Annotated in this window: 13 protein-coding genes; 7 read left to right on the top strand and 6 right to left on the bottom strand. The window is 44.6% G+C overall.

Annotation, left to right across the window (positions count from 1 at the left end; translation table 11 throughout):
* The first annotated feature begins 212 nt into the window (after nucleotides 1-212).
* Entirely contained in the window at nucleotides 213-2,108 is a 1,896-nt protein-coding gene (gene mnmG / locus ACHUET_RS04480) for a tRNA uridine-5-carboxymethylaminomethyl(34) synthesis enzyme MnmG (protein ID WP_394210996.1), read from the top strand.
* Nucleotides 2,109-2,347: 239 nt separating this feature from the next.
* On the top strand, nucleotides 2,348-3,307 hold the full coding sequence (locus ACHUET_RS04475) for an AEC family transporter (RefSeq protein ID WP_394210994.1): 960 nt from the start codon (nucleotides 2,348-2,350) through the stop codon (nucleotides 3,305-3,307).
* 133 nt (nucleotides 3,308-3,440) lie between these two features.
* Here the strand turns inward: ACHUET_RS04475 and ACHUET_RS04470 are convergent, their stop codons facing one another.
* The 5 genes from ACHUET_RS04470 to katG form a co-directional block, all read right to left on the bottom strand.
* Nucleotides 3,441-3,611: a hypothetical protein gene (locus tag ACHUET_RS04470; protein WP_201600598.1), complete on the bottom strand. Its 171-nt coding sequence runs from the start codon at nucleotides 3,609-3,611 to the stop codon at nucleotides 3,441-3,443.
* Between the two features lie 30 nt (nucleotides 3,612-3,641).
* Nucleotides 3,642-4,661, bottom strand: coding sequence for an LLM class flavin-dependent oxidoreductase (locus ACHUET_RS04465; protein ID WP_394210991.1), 1,020 nt, complete (start codon nucleotides 4,659-4,661; stop codon nucleotides 3,642-3,644).
* 284 nt (nucleotides 4,662-4,945) lie between these two features.
* Nucleotides 4,946-7,474: a membrane-bound PQQ-dependent dehydrogenase, glucose/quinate/shikimate family gene (locus tag ACHUET_RS04460; protein ID WP_394210989.1), complete on the bottom strand. Its 2,529-nt coding sequence runs from the start codon at nucleotides 7,472-7,474 to the stop codon at nucleotides 4,946-4,948.
* 203 nt (nucleotides 7,475-7,677) lie between these two features.
* On the bottom strand, nucleotides 7,678-8,607 hold the full coding sequence (locus tag ACHUET_RS04455) for a LysR substrate-binding domain-containing protein (RefSeq protein ID WP_371531370.1): 930 nt from the start codon (nucleotides 8,605-8,607) through the stop codon (nucleotides 7,678-7,680).
* Between the two features lie 354 nt (nucleotides 8,608-8,961).
* The gene (gene katG / locus ACHUET_RS04450) at nucleotides 8,962-11,127 is read right to left on the bottom strand and encodes a catalase/peroxidase HPI (RefSeq protein ID WP_394211107.1); all 2,166 of its coding nucleotides are present in this window, start codon (nucleotides 11,125-11,127) and stop codon (nucleotides 8,962-8,964) included.
* Between the two features lie 781 nt (nucleotides 11,128-11,908).
* Here katG and ACHUET_RS04445 point away from each other — a divergent pair.
* From ACHUET_RS04445 to ACHUET_RS04425, 5 genes are all read left to right on the top strand, one after another.
* Complete coding sequence (locus ACHUET_RS04445) at nucleotides 11,909-13,537, top strand: AmpG family muropeptide MFS transporter (RefSeq protein ID WP_371531371.1); 1,629 nt, start codon at nucleotides 11,909-11,911, stop codon at nucleotides 13,535-13,537.
* Between the two features lie 52 nt (nucleotides 13,538-13,589).
* Complete coding sequence (prmC, locus tag ACHUET_RS04440) at nucleotides 13,590-14,465, top strand: peptide chain release factor N(5)-glutamine methyltransferase (protein WP_394210986.1); 876 nt, start codon at nucleotides 13,590-13,592, stop codon at nucleotides 14,463-14,465.
* A 46-nt stretch (nucleotides 14,466-14,511) separates the two neighbouring features.
* A complete protein-coding gene (locus ACHUET_RS04435) occupies nucleotides 14,512-15,303 on the top strand; it encodes a HesA/MoeB/ThiF family protein (RefSeq protein ID WP_394210984.1) in 792 nt (263 codons plus the stop codon).
* 74 nt (nucleotides 15,304-15,377) lie between these two features.
* Nucleotides 15,378-16,721 carry an ABC1 kinase family protein gene (locus ACHUET_RS04430; RefSeq protein WP_394210982.1) on the top strand — a complete coding sequence of 448 codons (1,344 nt, stop codon included), beginning with the start codon at nucleotides 15,378-15,380 and terminating at the stop codon, nucleotides 16,719-16,721.
* Nucleotides 16,722-16,847: 126 nt separating this feature from the next.
* The gene (locus ACHUET_RS04425; RefSeq protein WP_394210980.1) at nucleotides 16,848-18,104 is read left to right on the top strand and encodes a YbfB/YjiJ family MFS transporter; all 1,257 of its coding nucleotides are present in this window, start codon (nucleotides 16,848-16,850) and stop codon (nucleotides 18,102-18,104) included.
* Between the two features lie 23 nt (nucleotides 18,105-18,127).
* Here ACHUET_RS04425 and ACHUET_RS04420 read toward each other — a convergent pair whose 3' ends face one another.
* Nucleotides 18,128-18,616, bottom strand: a complete 489-nt coding sequence (locus ACHUET_RS04420) for an Lrp/AsnC family transcriptional regulator (RefSeq protein WP_371531376.1) — start codon at nucleotides 18,614-18,616, stop codon at nucleotides 18,128-18,130.
* Nucleotides 18,617-18,718 lie beyond the last annotated feature (102 nt).

Genomic DNA, 18,718 nt, shown 5'->3' with positions numbered 1-18,718 from the left:
AATATCTTTGCGCTTAATTATAATAGTTTTTGTCCTAGCGTTTTTTAAGCGTGAAAAAATTGTTATAATGATGGGTTATTCAACTAATTATGAACGACTTATCTGAGTCGTTATCTTTTTTATAAATACGACTGACGTTTATTTGTCGATTGCCGTGTTCTTTACTAATAGAATATGACTATCGGCACCGTTATGAGTCAAGTGAGGCAAACATGCAATACCCAAAACATTACGACGTGATAGTGATCGGTGGTGGTCATGCTGGCACAGAAGCTGCTCTGGCGGCTGCACGTATGGGCGCACAGACCTTATTGTTGACGCATAATATTGAGACGCTCGGGCAGATGAGCTGTAACCCTGCGATTGGTGGTATCGGCAAGTCGCATCTGGTGCGTGAAATTGATGCGCTAGGCGGCGCGATGGCGCTGGCAACGGACAAAGCGGGCATCCAGTTCCGTGTGCTAAACAGTCGTAAAGGGGCTGCTGTGCGTGCCACGCGTGCGCAAGCAGACCGTATTTTGTATAAAGCAGCAATTCGTCATACGTTAGAGAATCAACCAAACCTAGATATATTCCAGCAGGCCGCTGATGATATCTTGGTAGAGAATGGTCGTGCGACAGCTGTTGTGACCTCTACAGGTATTGTCTTTAAGACTGAAACAGTGGTACTGACCTCAGGGACTTTCTTGGGCGGCGTCATTCATATTGGTATGGAAAACTCAAATGGTGGACGCGCAGGCGATCAGCCTTCTATTAAGCTTGCAGATCGTTTGCGTGAGCTTAAGCTACCAGTCGGTCGTCTAAAGACAGGTACGCCGGCACGTATCGATGCGCGTAGCGTTGACTTTAGTGTGATGACGGTACAGCCTGGTGATACGCCATTGCCAGTGATGAGTTATATGGGTGACGTCTCTATGCACCCTGAGCAGGTCAATTGCTATATTACGCATACCAATGCGCGTACTCATGATATCATTCGTGAAAACCTTGATCGCTCGCCAATGTTCTCGGGCAAAATCGAAGGCGTAGGCCCGCGTTATTGTCCATCGATTGAAGATAAAATCCATCGCTTTGCGGATAAAGATAGCCATCAGATCTTTATTGAGCCAGAAGGCTTGACCACGCATGAGCTGTATCCGAACGGTATCTCAACGAGCTTGCCATTTGATGTGCAGTTAGACTTTATTCACAGTATGAAAGGCTTAGAGAACGCGCATATTACTCGTCCAGGTTATGCCATTGAGTATGATTACTTCGATCCGCAAAACCTAAAGCCAACGCTTGAGACCAAATCGATTGATCGTCTGTACTTTGCCGGTCAAATTAATGGTACAACTGGCTACGAAGAAGCGGGCGTGCAGGGTTTGCTAGCAGGAACCAATGCGGCATTGGTCACTACTAACAACAGTGAGTTTGAAACATGGACACCGCGCCGTGATGAAGCCTATCTTGGCGTGTTGGTCGATGATTTGATTACGCACGGTACCACCGAGCCATATCGTATGTTTACGAGCCGCGCAGAGTATCGTTTACTGCTGCGTGAAGACAATGCCGATCAGCGTTTAACTGAGACGGGTCGTAAATTAGGACTGGTAGATGATGTACGCTGGCAGGCTTATCAAGAAAAAATGGAAGCGATCTCAACAGAAACGTCACGCTTAAAAGACATGTGGGCCACACCTACCAACGCATTAGGTAAGCAAGTGACTGAGCAGACAGGTGAGGTGCTCTCCAAAGAATCGACTGCCTTTGATTTGCTAAAGCGTCCGCAAATACATTTTGCTGATATCGCTGCTATTACTGACTCAACCGTTGATGCGCAAGTAGGAGAGCAGATCGAGATTTCTGTCAAATACGCCGGCTATATCGATCGTCAGCAAGAAGATATTGATCAAATGAAGCGCTTAGAAAACACGGCGCTACCGCTAGATTTTGATTATAGTATCGTGTCAGGGCTATCAAACGAGATTGTACAGAAACTCACGCAAGTTCGTCCTGCGACGCTTGCTCAAGCTGGACGTGTCAGCGGTGTCACACCTGCGGCCATACAGTTATTGGCGATGACGGTCAAAAAACACAAAAAAGCAAAGGCTGCGCTTGACTCGTAACGGTAGTATGCTAAAGCCTTTTATAACAAAGCATCCATGAAATAAAAAGCCCGTAATAAAATATTATTACGGGCTTTTGTTTATTAAAATCTACTCTATTATCGAAATAAAGTCTCATTCAAACTTGGCTTAATTGCTGCTTTGTCTCTATACTAGGTCATAAAATCTGATTATTACTTATTAAATTTTCTTGTTGATGCTCATATCATGATGGGCTTGTCACCGAATTGAGCCTATTTATGATTGATGCTATTGTTTTTGCTATTACTATTGTATTCCCCAACCTTGCTTTGATGTGGTTGGGTTTTTTTATGCAAAGACGTGGCGAAGCGAGCCAAAGTTTCATTGATCAGGCATCCAGCTTTGTTTTTAACTACTGCCTGCCTTGCTTGTTGTTTTTTAGCGTGGTTGATAGCGATGTTGATTATGGTCAGCAAGTTAAGCTAATTTTTATTGGTATTTTGGTGACATTTGTCCTGTTTTTTGGGGCAGAGTTATATGCCAAGCGTTTTGTCAAATATCCTGCCGACCAAGGCGTGTTCGTACAAGGTATTTTCCGTAGCAACATGGCTATTATTGGCCTCGCAACCGTTGCTAATGCTTATGGTGAGCGTGGTTTAAGTATTGGTGCGGTCTATATGGGCGTAGTCACCATATTGTTCAATATTTTAGCGGTCATTACGTTAAGTCGTGTCTCTAAAAGTGTGGATGATACTTTGATCAGTCGCATTATTATGATTATCAAAAAGGTATTTACTAATCCACTGATATTGGCATTGCTATCAGCATTTGCTTATAAGGCGCTGCCATTGCCGCCACTTACGGGTGTGATTCACACGACTGGTGATTTGTTGGCAGCGGTCGCATTGCCATTGGCATTGATTTGCGCTGGCGCCAGTATTGATTTGAAGTCAATGCTGAATGCGTCAGGGTTGTCAATGCAGGCCAGTATTGGTCGTATTGTTATTGCACCAATCGTCGCCATTGCGATTGGATTAGCATTCGGTTTATCAGGCGTACATATGGGCGTGCTATTCTTGATGGTGGCATCACCAGCTGCTGCGGCCAGTTATGTGATGGCGAAGGCTATGGGTGGCAATAATGTGCTCGCGGCAAATATTTTGGCGTTTACGACAGTGGTGGGTATGTTTGGGATGGCATTTGGTGCCGCAGCATTACGTGCGCTTGGTTTAATGTAGTAAAGAATCTAGGAAAAAGATTCACTAAATTTACTTTAACAGACACTACAATTTTCAATATAGTAAATCTTATTAATGTTTTACTACATTAAAAAATCCCCTTTTTCAAAGAAGAAAAAGGGGATTTTTTATGTTAATTCAGATTGTCTTGATTGCGCTTATCTTCTCGACGTTGTTTTTGCTTTGGACTAGTACGATAGGTCAGATATCCACCGATGGCCATGACTGCAAGAAATGCCAAGATATACATAAATATCGACGAGCCAATCATCAATGAGGCGCCAACAATAGCAGTTGCTTCCATGTCAAAAATCCAGTTAAGGTTTAGCAATAATTATGCAAGTGTCTCATTTGATTGTAAAGTAAATAAGTTTAGCTCCGGTGTAAGTTCAAGTGAACGAATACGCGCTGCTTGATTATGTACATTAGCAGTCACAATCAATTCATCTGGTTGATGGGTTGCCAAAAACGCAGCCAATTTTGGTTTGACTGTTTCGACAGATCCAATAAATGAAACTGACAGTGCATTATCTACCATCATTTTTTCTGCTTGGCTCCAGATACTGTCCATATCGTGCGTAGGCTTTGGCATCTGACCTGTCTCACTACGGCGCAAGCGTACAAAACTCTGCTGTGCTGAGGTAAAGTGATATTGAGCAGTTTCATCGTCGTCAGCCAATAACAAGTTTGCAGCCAGCATGACATAAGGCTTATCTAAATAGGCAGACGGTTTGAACTGCTCACGATAAGCTTTAATTGCTTGTCCTAGCATTTGCGGTGCAAAATGTGAGGCAAATACATAGGGCAGTCCTAAATGCGCGGCTAAGGTCGCGCCAAAAAGGGACGAGCCTAATATCCAAATAGGGATGCCTGATCTGGCACCAGGAAACGCTTGTACAGGGCTGCCATCTGTATCATTGCCCAAGAAGTACATCAGTTCTTGTACATCTTGTGGAAAACGCTCAGCGTCTTTCATCTGGCGGCGCAGTGCCTGAAAGGTAGCGCCATCAGTGCCAGGTGCACGTCCTAACCCTAAGTCAACGCGGTCACCATATAATGCCTGCAATGTGCCGAATTGCTCAGCAATCACGAGAGGTGCATGGTTCGGTAGCATCACGCCACCAGCCCCAATACGGATGCTCTCGGTTTGGCTACCAATATGTGATAGCAATACTGAAGTTGCCGCACTGGCGATACCCGGCATATTGTGATGTTCAGCCATCCAATAGCGGTTTAGACCAGATTTTTCTGCTTGCTGTGCGGTTTCAACCGTTTGGGCGATACCTTCAGCGATGGTGCTACCTTCAGGTACAGGTGCTAGATCTAAAAAAGATAAAGGGATTTTGTTATTCATAAATTATCCAATAGAGTTATTAATTATTTTCTCTTGATATGCTTGTCGCCACTATCGATTTCAAGCGGTGTTACCGAGTAGCAATAAATCATAACAAAGACAGATTATCGATGATTTAGGCGCTTGATGAGCAACAGCATCCGTTGACAAACAAGCCTATCATCATAAAAAGAATGGTATGATAAAAGCGTCAGCACATAAAAAAGCAGATAACCGAAGTTACCTGCTTTCTCAAAATGACGTTGTTTAACTGAGTGGTTATTGCAGTCGATTACTTAGAGCGATTATTTAGCTTGGTCACCAAGCTTATAAGCCACAACATAATCACCAATCTTCGTACCTACTGAACCATGTCCACCAGCTACCAGTACCACCATCTGCTCACCTTTAGAGTTCAAGTAAGTCATAGGTGTAGCCTGACCACCTGCTGGAATACGAACATTCCATAGCACATCGCCATTCTTTAGATCATAAGCGCGGAAGTTGTTTTCGGTTGCAGCAGACAAGAAGGCCACGCCACCTTTGGTGATGATAGGGCCACCAATACCAGGCACGCCCAGCTCAAACTTCAATGGTAGAGGAGACAAGTCTTGAACCGTGCCATTTTTGCGTTGATACGCAATCTCACCTGTGGCTAGGTCAGCTGCAGCGACCGTACCCCATGGTGGCTGCTGACAAGGTACACCTAAAGGAGATAAGAAGGGCCCAAGCTCTACTGCATAATCTGCGCCTTCATTGGCATTAACGCCCTGTTCGCCTTTATTGGTCTCAGCATCACCCAGTGATTCTTTAGGAATAAGCTTTGAGGTAAATGCCAAGTAGGTCGGCATACCAAACATCACGCCATTTTCAGGGTCAACCGCGAGGCTACCCCAGTTGAAGGTACCGAAGTTACCAGGATAAACGATACTGCCATTCGTTGACGGCGGTGTATAACGACCATCATAGTTAAGTTGATTAAACTCAATACGGCACATCATCTGATCGATAAGGCTAGCGCCCCACATGTCTTTTTCTTTCAACATCGGCGGCTCAAAGCTCAAACCAGAGTAAGGTTGCGTCGGAGCAGCATGTTCACCCGCTACCAAATAACCTTGCGGCGCATCACGTTCTTTAATTGGTACGATTGGTTCGCCTGTTTCGCGATTCAATACATACACATCGCCTTGTTTGGTAGGAACAACAAGTGCAGGCTGAACGCCGCTATCAGTATTTAAATCAATCAGACTTGGTTGGGCAGGTGTATCCATGTCCCATAGGTCGTGGTGTACGAATTGTTGAACCCAACGTGCTTTTCCTGTTTGAATGTCTAAAGCGACAACAGAGGTTGCATATTTTTCTTCAGCTGCGTTTCGATAGCTACCCAATTGATCCGGCACACGGTTGCCCATCGGGAAGTAGACCAAACCAAGTTCTTCATCCGCACTGGCTGTTGACCATGAGTTTGGTGAACTGGTTTTATACGTTTGAGTGGGATCATTGACATCGAAAGGAGCTGTGTTGTCAGGATCGCCTGAATCCCAGTTCCACAATAGCTCACCAGTATTGACACTATAAGCACGGATAACACCAGAAGGTGAGTTCACATCATAGTTATCATTAACTGCACCGGCCACAACAATCGTGTCACCGACGACAATCGGTGGAGAGGTCGAATAGTAATAGCCATCTTGTTTATATGGCATATTGTGCATCAAATCTAATGAACCATCTTTACCAAAATTCTGGCAGCGTTGCCCAGTATTTGGATCAAGTGCGTACAGTTTGGCATCAGAAGTTGGAATAAATATCTTAGCATCACATTGTTTAGACGCTTTTTCAAAGGTATTACCATCCACCTTCTGTGCCATCACAGTGCTGGTCGCAGTTGCTTTATTTGCAAGAGCTACTTCATTATCACTGCTTACCTGATCATTAACTGCTGGAGTGGTAGTATATGTACCAGCTTGACCAGCATAGTAGGATACGCCGCGGCAAGTTTGATGTTGACGTTGCAGGTCTCCTGATATTTTAGGATCAAATTTCCATAAAGTCTCACCAGAGTCAGCGTCTAGCGCCATGACCCAATTGTGCGGCGTACAAAGATACAGGGCGTTACCAATTTTTAGAGGGGTTACCTCATAAGTGGTCTCGCCAGTATCATCAGGACCTTTGACATCCCCGGTTTGGATTTGCCAAGCAACTTCCAAGTCTTTGACATTATCAGTATTGATCTGAGTCAAAGGAGAGTAGCGTTGTCCATAGTCAGTACGACCATACGCGCTCCACTCGCCATCTGGTGTTTGCTCGCCATTTGATAATGGGTCGCCAAGGTTTGCAGAAGTGGCGTTTTGATCGCCGTCATCTTTGGCAGTTAAATCGAGCTCGCCCAATTTGTCGGTAGCATTATTGGCCATACTACCGAAAGAGAGCAGTGCACCCACAACCACACTGGCCATTAGTCCCCAATAGTAAAGAGGACTTTTCTTAGCGTTGTTTGTGGTTGCTACTTGAGCGTGTTGCCCGTGCATCTTCTTAGAGACCCACGGTAAAAGCATTAATAAACCAAATATTAGCGGGAAGCCCAAGCGAGTTGCCAGCGCCCACCAATAAAATCCAGATTCCCAAAGCGACCATACTAGTGTCACAACGATAAATATCGCGTACACTCCGTAAGCACTCCAGTGTTTTTTGAACAATAAAAATGCTGTCGTTAACATCATAACGCCAGCAAAAAGATAGTAAGGACTACCGCCTAAAGAGAGCAGATAAGCGCCGCCAATAAGCAAGGGGGCGGCAAAAACTGCCATAATGATCGCTACGAGTTTTTCCATGAGCGGTATCACCTGTTACATAGAAGCAAATGGACATGCAGTGATCGACACCCAGTACAATTAAATGTCTAGGCGTCCAGCAATACATGCAGAAATAAAAACGAAATAAAACGTTGAATAACATTCTAGACTGTATTTTATCACTTATACATAAGCTCGGTAAAGGTGGGGTAAGGTAAGACCAGCGGTTTAGACCCTTTGTTTTAGTTGTCGAATTGTTTCTGACACAGTTCCATAAAGGCACGTCCGTATTGACGGATTTCGGCATCATCGCGTACCGCCATCCAACTGGTGAAGCGCCCGAAGTGATCAACTGGTATGGCCGTTAGGTTCTGATAGTGGCTCGGCTCAAATGCCATTTCGGCAATAATACCAATGCCTAAGCCAAGTCCGACATAGGTGCTAATCACATCAGCATCCAGCGCCGCTAGTACGATATCTGGCTCTAAACCTGCTTCTTCAAAAGTTTTATCAATGGCACCGCGTCCAGTAAAGCCGCCGTGATAGGTCACAATGGGATAGCTGGCAAGAGTCGGCAAATCGATAGAGTCTTGCGTGGCAAGTTCATGATCGCTCGGTACGATGACCCGATGCGTCCAGTCGTAATAGCGGTAGCACCTGAGATAGTTGTTGTGCAATAAGGACTCGGTTGCGATACCGATATCAGCCTGACCACGAATCACCATCTGTGCGATGGTCTCAGGATCGGCCTGTTGCAAGATCAAATTGACTTTAGGAAAGCGATCTTTAAATTCTTTAACCACTTTCGGCAAGACATATCGTGCCTGCGTGTGAGTCGTCGCAATCGTTAGTGTACCGATATTAGGATTATTAAAATCTAGGCTTAAATTTTCAATCGTACGGATTTCAGCAAAGATGGACTCGATATGTGGCATAAGCGCCGTACCCATGGTGGTCAGCCCTGTTAGACGCTTTCCTTGACGAATAAATACTTCGGTCTTCAGTTGGTTTTCAAGTGCCGCGATATGCTTTGACAAACTTGATTGGCTGGTGTGTAGCACAGTCGCTGCTTGACTTAAGTTATAGCCATTAATCACCGTATGCCAGACTGTTTCCAGCTGCTTGAGCTGAATTTGCAAATGTCGCTGATTGACCACTACATCGATTGCCATTACTGAATCCTATTGTGTAACAATACAAACCTTATCTATATTTGAAAGATTTGTATATGAAAGTAAAAACGTACAAATGTGCCATAAGAGCGTAGTGTAAAACAAAGCTATTATTCTTGTATATAATAAATAGCTATCAATTTATGATAATTATGAATATAGATTTTTTATAGTACTTTTGCTTTTATGGTATTTCTTATAGTCATTTGATTTATTTAGGTAGGGTGTGTAACTCAGAATATTTAAGACTGTTGAATATCTAAATTTTAGGTATAAAAAAACAGCTACCTTCTAAAAGATAGCTGTTCATGATTGATAAACTTACTCACTGTTCATTAATCTAATCAATAACGCTTATTCAGCAACGTCATAACGATCAGCATTCATGACTTTACTCCAAGCGCGAACGAAATCACGAACGAATTTCTCTAAGTTATCGTCCTGCGCATATAGCTCAGCATAAGCACGCAAGATAGAGTTTGAGCCAAATACCAAATCTACACGGCTGGCTTGCCATTTGACGTTGCCTGTACCACGCTCACGTACTTCGTAGTTATTAGCAGTATTATCTGCTGCATTCACAGGATGCCACGTGTAGTTCATATCTGTTAAGTTGACAAAGAAGTCATTTGTCAATACGCCAGCGCGTTCAGTGAAAACGCCTTCTTGGCTCTGTCCATGGTTGGTATCAAGGACACGCATACCGCCAATCAATACGACCATCTCAGGCGCGGTCAATCCCATCAACTGAGTGCGATCGAGCAGCATCTCTTCAGGAGAGACTGCATAATCTTCTTTGACCCAGTTGCGATAGCCGTCATGCAGTGGCTCTAAGTCTGCAAAAGATTCTGCATCGGTCATTGCTGCTTCGGCATCACCGCGACCTGCGGTAAACGGTACGGTAACCTCTACGCCTGCATCTTTTGCTGCTTGCTCAATAGCGGCATTACCAGCGAGCACAATCAGATCGGCCAAGCTCACGTCTTTATCAAAATCAGACTGAATACGGGTTAACGCCTCAAGCACACGTTGCAGCTGCTCTGGCTCATTACCTGCCCAGTCTTTTTGCGGGGCTAAACGGATACGTGCGCCATTTGCACCGCCGCGATAGTCTGATGCGCGGAATGTACGTGCGCTGTCCCATGCGGTGATGATTAATTCACGGCGACTCAAGTCACTGTCCAATATTTGCGATTTTAGCGTTGCAATATCATCAGCATTTAAGTCTGCATTGCCTGTTGGAATAGGGTCTTGCCAGATAAAGTCTTCGCTCGGTACATCTGCCCCTAAGTAACGAGATTTAGGCCCCAAATCGCGGTGAGTCAGTTTGAACCATGCTTTAGCAAACACTTCATCAAAATACGCTGGATCTTGATGGAATTTCTCTGAAATCTCACGATAAACAGGATCTTTAATCAACGCCATATCAGCATCAGTCATGATTGGGTTGCGGCGGACACTTGGATCATGAGCGTCTAATGGACGATCTTCTTCTTTAATATCCGTTGGCTCCCACTGCCATGCACCTGCTGGACTTTTGGTTAATGCCCAGTTGTGATTCAAGAGTAATTCAAAATAGCCGTGATCCCATTGGGTTGGATTGGTTGTCCACGCGCCTTCAATACCACTTGAGACGGTATCACCTGCATTGCCATTGCCTTTAGGATTGCGCCAGCCCAGACCTTGCTCTTTGACGTCTGCCGCTTCTGGCTCGTCTTCTAGTGTCGTCGCATCGCCATTACCGTGACACTTACCAACGGTATGACCACCCGCGGTCAAAGCAACCGTTTCTTCATCGTTCATTGACATACGCGCAAACGTCGTACGCATGTCTTGAGCGGTCTTTAATGGGTCAGGGTTGCCATCGACCCCTTCAGGATTGACATAAATCAAGCCCATTTGTACGGCTGCTAGTGGGTTCTCAAGCGATTCACGCTCGCTGTCATCATCATAGCGATTTTTAGTAGCCGCGAGCCATTCACGCTCAGAACCCCAATAGATGTCTTTTTCTGGATGCCAGATATCAGCGCGACCACCAGCAAAGCCTAGCGTTTTAAAGCCCATAGATTCATAAGCCATGTTGCCTGCCAAGATCATCAAATCAGCCCACGACAATTTATTGCCGTATTTTTTCTTGATGGGCCAAAGTAGGCGACGGGCTTTGTCTAGGTTGACGTTGTCCGGCCAGCTATTTAGCGGGGCAAAGCGTTGATTGCCAGTATTAGAACCGCCGCGACCATCGGCACCGCGATATGTACCCGCCGAGTGCCATGCCATACGAATCATCAAGCCACCATAATGGCCCCAATCTGCTGGCCACCATTCTTGTGACTCGGTCATCAAGTTTTTCAAATCCGTTTTGACGGCTTCTAGGTCAAGTTGTTTAAAAGCTTCAGCATAATCAAAGTCTGCTCCCATTGGATCAGTCTTTTTGTCTTGCTGATGCAATATGTCTAGGTTTAAGCTGTTTGGCCACCAGTCGGTCGCAGCAGAGGCTGTGGTAGTATGTGCCTGATGCATGACAGGACAACCACCTATACTAGGGCGCTGCGGTGCGTGTGTCTGATCAACGTTTTCACTATGAATCGTCGGTCCTTTATCATCACCTTGATCGTAAGTTGTGTTAGTCGGTGCACTGTTATCGCCGTGGTTCACAGGACAACCGGCAGTATCTTGCGCTGTGTTTTTATCAGTTGGGGCTTTGGTTGAGTCGGACATGGTAAAACTCCTAGGCTATGATAATAAAAAGAACGAGTAGTCAATCGAGATAATCATTGTTGATATAGAGAGCATAACGAAGCACTGTGTATTTATAAAACTAATATATAAGAATTATAAGTTTTAAATTATTAATCATTAAGTCTTGGTGTAGTACCTCATCTAGCTTACCATTAACGCCATTGCTCTTGTTACTAGGTAGGACAGTAATAAGCCGATCAAGTTTTTATTGATCCTACCTCTATCTACATATTACTGATAAATGAAAGCGTTGTCAGACATCTTTAATGAGAGTAAGTAGTAAGAAAACTAAGGACTGATTTAACCATAGTGAAAGATTGCTATAATCTGCGTTACTGCCGCGAAATATAAGCCGTTATGAAAATGCCAGAATCAATGAGTTAATGCAAAAACATCTAGTCAAGGTAGAGGTTCTCAAGTACCATAACTGAATTTTGTTGTAATGATCATATTGGTGCAACGTAGAGCAATTTTTATCGATCTTTTTATGGATAACTGATTCTAAAGATTGATAAAAATTGTGCGCAGTTGTGTTATTTGTCTCAATTGTTGGTGAGTTATTATGTCTGCTGTCAAATCTGTACCACCCAAACCTCCCATCGCCAAAAAATCATGGGGCGAGGCGGCGAAAGCCTATCTTGATCGGCGTGCTATGATCATGCTGTTTTTGGGTTTTGCAGCGGGTATTCCTATTTTGCTTATTTTCTCCAGCTTATCGTTATGGCTGCGTGAGGCAGGATTTGATCGCAGTGTGGTGACAACCTTTAGTTGGGCAGCATTGGGTTATTCGTTCAAGTTCATTTGGGCGCCCCTAGTAGATGCGGTGCCGCTACCGATATTAACTAGGTTATTGGGCCGTCGTCGTAGTTGGATTTTGATCGCACAGCTCTTGATTATTTTGGCGATTTATATGATGGCTAGCATCAATCCGACCGATGAGAGCAGTTTGCATTATATGGCAATGGCAGCCGTGCTATTGGGCTTTTCATCCGCCACGCAAGATATTGTGGTCGATGCCTATCGTATTGAGCTTGCCCCTGCGAGCTTCCAATCGGTATTGTCGGCAATGTATACGGCAGGCTACCGTTTAGGGATGATTTTTGCAGGCGCAGGTGCGCTCTATTTGGCAGATTATTTCGGTTCGACCGAAGAGTTTTATAGTTATGAAGCATGGCGCAATACTTATTGGATCATGGCAGCAGTGATGGGCGTAGGTGTGGTGACCACGCTGATAATTCGGGAGCCTGTGAGCGAGCAGATACGTATTGATCGTCCCGCCTCGGACTATTCTCGCTTAGTACTGGTATTTGTATTGTCGGTCGTCGCTTTTATCATTGCTTTTGTCAATGTTGGCGCGTTACTGCCAGAGACAGACAGTGTGATGTTTGCCTTTTTACTTGAGGTGATTCATCTATTAGCAAGCCTATTGGTGGCATCGGTTGTGGGTTACCTGTCTGTCAAAGTAGGCGTGGTCAAACAAGAAATGGCCTATACGACTTGGGTTGAACCCGTCGTTGATTTTTTTCGCCGTTATGGCAAAAAAGCATTATTACTACTGGCCTTGATTGGTTTATACCGCATTTCTGATATCGTAGCAGGGGTTATCTCGAACGTCTTTTACCAAGACATGGGTTTTAGTAAGACAGACATTGCCAATGCTGTGAAGTTAGTAGGTGTTATCATGGTTATTGCGGGTGGCTTTTTGGGCGGGATTTTGGCTCAAAAGATGCGTATGATGCAGGCGATGATGATCGGTGCCATATTAGCTTGTGTGACGAATTTATTATTTGTCCTGCTCACTTATCATCCTGGTAGCTTACCGCATATGTACGTGGCAGTGATTTTTGATAATCTGGCAGCAGGTCTTGCCAGTGCTGTATTCATCGCGTTCTTATCTGCCTTGACCTCGATTCGTTTTACGGCGGTACAGTATGCTATCTTTTCATCGCTAATGACGCTCATACCGAAAGTGATGGGTGGTTACTCTGGTGCTGTCGTCGATAATATGGGCTATCCGTTTTTCTTTATCTTTACCTTTGCGATTGGCGTACCAATCTTGATCTTAATCTATTTGGTCGATAAACACATTGTCATTGGTGATAATGACGATATATACGGTGATAATGACAAATTAACAAAGGCAAATCCAAACCTGACCGATACCAATGAGCCACCTCGCGCGTCAGAGTAGCGTCGGCAGTACTTTCGCATTTATATATTCACAATATCTTTAAGAGCCACTTATGACAGCATTGACCATTCGTCAAATCAAGCAGCAAATTGGGCAACTGACGAATGATGATACGAGTAGTCAGATTCCTACTTTTTGGTTAACAGATTGGTTGTTATATGTTATTGGTAAACCTACACTGTTTTTGATGACAGATGACGACTATGAGCTCACTGATAGTGAGCTTTCACAGTTCAATGCTGGTGTAGTAAAGATGCAGCAAGGAATACCGCTTGCTTATCTAACTGGACAGCAGGAGTTTTGGTCGCTTAATTTTAGTGTCGATAAGTACACCTTGATCCCTAGGCCCGATACCGAAGTGTTGGTCGAGCAAGTATTGAATTGGATAAATGCTCAGCCAGTATTAAGCAACCATAAGCGCTTGTTGGATTTAGGTACGGGGTCAGGTTGTATCGCTATCAGCCTTGCCCATGAGTTAAAGCAAGACTGCTGGCAAGTGGTGGCGGTTGATCTATCGCTTGAGGCGCTCAAGGTTGCTCAGCATAACGCTGTGAGTAATGATGTTGCCCATGTTGAATTTATCCAAAGTAGCTGGTATCAAGCGCTACCTACTGGTGATGAGCAGCAACGGTTTGATGTGATTGTCTCAAACCCACCTTATATAGATGAGGCAGACGAGCATTTGGCGGGATTAACCGCTGAACCGATTAGTGCGCTTAGTGCACCCAATCATGGTTTGGCTGATATCGAGCATATCGTTGTGCAGGCTACGAATTATTTGCGTACAGATGGACTATTGGCTATCGAGCATGGCTTTGACCAAGGTGCTGCGGTTCGGCAGATATTTTTAGACAGCGGCTTTGAATCAGTACACACGGTACAAGATTATGGTGGTAATGATCGCATCACGCTAGGGCAACGCCCATAGATAGGTTTTATGTAACAGTTTCTTTGATGATAGGTTGTGAATAAATATGGCAGAAGAGTTAGTACAGCTATCAGATGATGAGCTGCTTCGTTATGCGCGGCAAATACTACTAGACGGTTGGGATATGGATGCTCAGCTGCGATTAAAATCAGCACGCGTGGTGATGATAGGGGCAGGCGGCCTTGGTTGTCCAGCGTCTGAGACACTGGTGCGTGCAGGGGTAGGATCTGTTCATTTGATTGACGATGATGCGATCGAAGCAAGTAACCTACAGCGCCAAACACTATTTTTACCTGAAGATATGGGTAAGCCAAAAGCGCTGACAGCAGCGACTATGCTGGCTCGCATCAATCCTTTGATAAAAGCTCGCGGCACAGTGGCACGGTTAAATGAAGACAACGCTTATGAGTTGCTCGATATGGGTTCGGGTAAGCCAGACTTATTACTAGATTGTACGGATAACTTTGCGACTCGTGACGTCATTAATCGCATTAGCATACGCTATGAAATTCCATTACTATCTGCCTCGGCAATTGCGATGCAAGGGCAGCTAGCACTGTTTGAGCCACATCTGGACACAGGTTGCTACCATTGTGTGTTTGGCTCAGTCGTACTTGATGAAGCCGCTGATGAACGGACTTGTGCCAATTCGGGCGTACTTGCGAGTACCACAGCTGTCATGGGTAACCTGCAAGCCAATACCGCCTTGCAGTATCTGGGATTAACCAAAAATCCACTGACAAACAAGCTGTTCATATGGGATGGTAGTCAGATGCAGCAACGGCTGATGGGTTATAGAAAAGATCCAGAGTGCCCTATCTGTAGCAGTCCCAATTGAATAATGTGCCTTTGATGTATCTTTAGATTATATTGTCTATTTTCAAATCCTTTCTATTACCATAGTTGTTTTTTATGAAAATTCATCGTCCGCATTTGTTAAAGCATACCTTTAATGTCGTCAACCGTGTTCGTCAAACCGCGAGTGTGGCAGGTCTGTCTGCGCTTAGAGTCGCAAAAGGGGAAAAACCTGATGCAATGCTACTCAAAGAAACCTTTGAGCAGTTAGGCACGACTTATATCAAAATCGGTCAGTTTATCGCCAGTACGCCATCGCTGTTTCCACGTGATTATGTCACCGCTTTCCAAAGTTGTTTGGATCAAACCACGCCATTGTCTTATGCTTATATCGAGCAAGTGCTAAAAGAAGAACTAGCAACTGATGGTATGACCCTTGATGATAAGTTTGCGCATATTGACTCAGAGCCGCTAGCATCCGCCTCTATCGCTCAGGTTCATGCGGCACGTCTGCACAATGGTGATGAAGTGGTGCTAAAGGTACAAAAGCCTGGCGTCGAGACGATCATGCAGACCGACTTGGGCGTCTTGCACGGCGTGACTAAGCTGCTTGAAATTGTAATGCCGTCGATGAAGTTCGCGAGTATCGCACCGATTATCGATGAGATTCGCCTGCGTATGCTTGCCGAGACTGATTTTATCGCTGAAGCACAAAACATCCGCGATTTTCAGCAGTTCTTAGCCGTATCAGGCAACACTCGGGTCGTGGCGCCAACCGTATATGAAGAGTTGACCACCAAGCGTGTATTGACGATGAGCCGTCTATATGGGGTTTCTATGGTTGATGAATCGCTTATGCGTCAGTACTGCAGCGACCCTGCACAAGTCATGGCAGATACGTTAAACACATGGTTTGCCAGTCTTATGCTGTGCAATAGTTTTCACGCTGACTTACATGCTGGTAATTTAATGCTATTGACCGACGGCCGTATTGGTTTCTTAGACTTTGGTATTGTGGGTAAATTAAAAGCCGAGAGCTGGCGCGCGTGCATGGGTATGATGCAAGCGATGCAAGATAGTGACTATCAAGCGATGGCCCGTCATATGATTGATATGGAAATGACGCATGGCGGTAATAAAGTTGATGTGATTGCCTTAGGTAACGATCTAGAGCGCATGATGATAACGATCATGGCAGAAGATAAGACCTTTACTAGCGGCGTGCCTTTTAACAGTAAAGAGCAAGCCGACGAGCTCAATAAAATGATGCTTGAGATTGTCGAAGTTGGCAAACGTCATGGTATTCATTTCCCACGTGACTTTGCCTTACTAACCAAACAGATGCTATATTTTGATCGGTTTATGCGTACGCTAGCCCCTGATATGGATATGTTTAGTGACCAGCGTGTACAAATGCTAGGACAGGATACGACAGAGACAATAGCGTTAAACGTGTCGTAGTCTTTGTTGGCACTTCATGCTGTTTTAATAGTGCCGATAACTGTTTGACTCCCACTTATTTTACTATTGCTTTTAATTATCTAACACAAAGGATTGTGTGCTAATTGCCACAAAAATGGCGCTGTCATGATGACTGCTATTAAAAGCCGTATCGCTCCTACCATCACCAATGAAGCTGCCATTGCCTGTATCGGTATGTACTGCATGGCAGTTGTCATGGGCTATGGACGCTTCCTCTTTACCGCCACCTTACCTGATATTATGGTGCAATTGTCGCTATCAACGACGATTGCTGGCTGGCTAGCATCAATCAATTATATTGGTTACTTTATCGGTGCCCTCATTGCTATGTTTGTGCCTCAGCGCTCGACATGGCAAGCGATGACGATTTGGGCGATTATAAGTGTTGTCACAACGATTCTACTCGTCGTACCAAATATGTCGCTCACTTTATGGTATGTCATTCGCCTAATCGCAGGCATTGCAAGCGGGGTAGCGATGATATTGAGCTCATCGTTTGTGATCCAAAACCTCAGTCCCGAGCGCCGTTCCGTACTATCAGCTGTACATTATGCAGGCATTGGCGTCGGTATTAGTGCCTCTGCCATCTTGACGTGGTGGCTTCTAACATTGGGCTATCATTTTGATGTGATTTGGTTGGTCGCAGGCTGCACCAGTTTACCGCTGATATGGCTCCTCTACGCGATAAAACCCAAACCAGTAAATAGTTTGGAGTCACAGTTGACCGATTCGCAACAGCACGTCTCAGTGCATCAGAGCTATTTGAACTTCAAACGCTCTTTATATGAAGCGATTTCTGGACACCATAAAGCGCTTGCTTTACTTTTTATGAGTTATATATTGGCAGGATTTGGCTATATCAGCTCAGCAACTTTCCTGCCTGTTATGGCAGCACAGCGTCTAACGACTCAGACCTATGCTGGATTGATGATTTGGTTGGTGGTTGGTATCTTTGCGATGTTATCAAACCCGTTATGGGGCGCGCTTGCCAAACGTATCGGTGAGATAAAAACCCTAATGGGTCTCACGGTATTACAAGCGTTTGGCATGTGCTTGCCTATATGGTTTGATGGTGCGCTTGGGTTATATGGCAATGCTGTTATTCTAGGGTTGACCTTCGTCGGTATGGTAGCGATGACACTCACATTGTTTAAAAACATCAATCCTGCTTATTCTAATTTGCTGATTGCATTGGCAACGCTCGCCTATGCACTAGGGCAGTTCTTGGGACCTTTGGTAACGGTAGCATTGGCAGGACAGGATGGCAATTTCAATGCAGGGTTACTGGTCGCTGCTATTGGATTGATGATTGGGTTGATCTTAATCATATTATTCCGTAGACAATCACCAATGCTCGCCTAGCGTTTTTAATGCCCTCAACGCTTTTATACGACGCTACGGCTAAATACTTCTCGCAACTCAAAACTGGTATGAACTTGAGCAACCCCTTCGATACGATTGAGGCGATGCAATAAAAACTCCTCATAATGTGCCATATCACGCACTCTGACTTTAATCAGATAGTCTTCTGTACGTCCTGTGACAATACTACAGCTCACGACTTCCTCAAAACTCTGAACGCTACGCTCAAAGTGCTCAAAACGCTCAGCCGTATGACGGTCCATACTGATAGCGATAAACACGGCAAGCGGATAGCCAAGTTTTTGCGCATCTGTTTTGGTGTAGTAACCCGTGATAATGTTTGCATCTTCCAAGCGTTTAATACGACGTGCGCAAGGGGTAGCGGAGAGATTAACGCGCTCAGCCAGTTCTGTGATACTCATACGTGCCTGCGTCTGCAACAAGCGCAATAATTGCTTATCGATGTCATCTATATTTGCCGTATCTGCACTTCCTATGTAATTTTCTGGCATTTTGCCGCCTTGATAGTGAATTTATTCGATTATAATAAATAAAATAGGTTTTTCCACTAAAAATATAGAAAATAAAATAAAAAATAGCAGGTTTCTATTTGC

This window comes from Psychrobacter piscatorii (genome assembly GCF_043641605.1).
Taxonomy (GTDB): Bacteria; Pseudomonadota; Gammaproteobacteria; order Pseudomonadales; family Moraxellaceae; genus Psychrobacter; species Psychrobacter piscatorii_C.
Note: the sequence above shows the minus strand (reverse complement) of the source record. Positions and strands in the feature narration are given on the sequence as shown.

Coding starts and splice junctions, on each gene's coding strand:
- ACHUET_RS04465 (WP_394210991.1), bottom strand. CDS start 4,661: ATGAATAACAAAATCCCTTTATCTTTTTTAGATCTAGCACCTGTACCT.
- ACHUET_RS04430 (WP_394210982.1), top strand. CDS start 15,378: ATGAAAATTCATCGTCCGCATTTGTTAAAGCATACCTTTAATGTCGTC.
- ACHUET_RS04435 (WP_394210984.1), top strand. CDS start 14,512: ATGGCAGAAGAGTTAGTACAGCTATCAGATGATGAGCTGCTTCGTTAT.
- ACHUET_RS04420 (WP_371531376.1), bottom strand. CDS start 18,616: ATGCCAGAAAATTACATAGGAAGTGCAGATACGGCAAATATAGATGAC.
- ACHUET_RS04475 (WP_394210994.1), top strand. CDS start 2,348: ATGATTGATGCTATTGTTTTTGCTATTACTATTGTATTCCCCAACCTT.
- prmC (WP_394210986.1), top strand. CDS start 13,590: ATGACAGCATTGACCATTCGTCAAATCAAGCAGCAAATTGGGCAACTG.
- mnmG (WP_394210996.1), top strand. CDS start 213: ATGCAATACCCAAAACATTACGACGTGATAGTGATCGGTGGTGGTCAT.
- ACHUET_RS04470 (WP_201600598.1), bottom strand. CDS start 3,611: ATGGAAGCAACTGCTATTGTTGGCGCCTCATTGATGATTGGCTCGTCG.
- ACHUET_RS04445 (WP_371531371.1), top strand. CDS start 11,909: ATGTCTGCTGTCAAATCTGTACCACCCAAACCTCCCATCGCCAAAAAA.
- ACHUET_RS04425 (WP_394210980.1), top strand. CDS start 16,848: ATGATGACTGCTATTAAAAGCCGTATCGCTCCTACCATCACCAATGAA.
- ACHUET_RS04455 (WP_371531370.1), bottom strand. CDS start 8,607: ATGGCAATCGATGTAGTGGTCAATCAGCGACATTTGCAAATTCAGCTC.
- ACHUET_RS04460 (WP_394210989.1), bottom strand. CDS start 7,474: ATGGAAAAACTCGTAGCGATCATTATGGCAGTTTTTGCCGCCCCCTTG.
- katG (WP_394211107.1), bottom strand. CDS start 11,127: ATGCATCAGGCACATACTACCACAGCCTCTGCTGCGACCGACTGGTGG.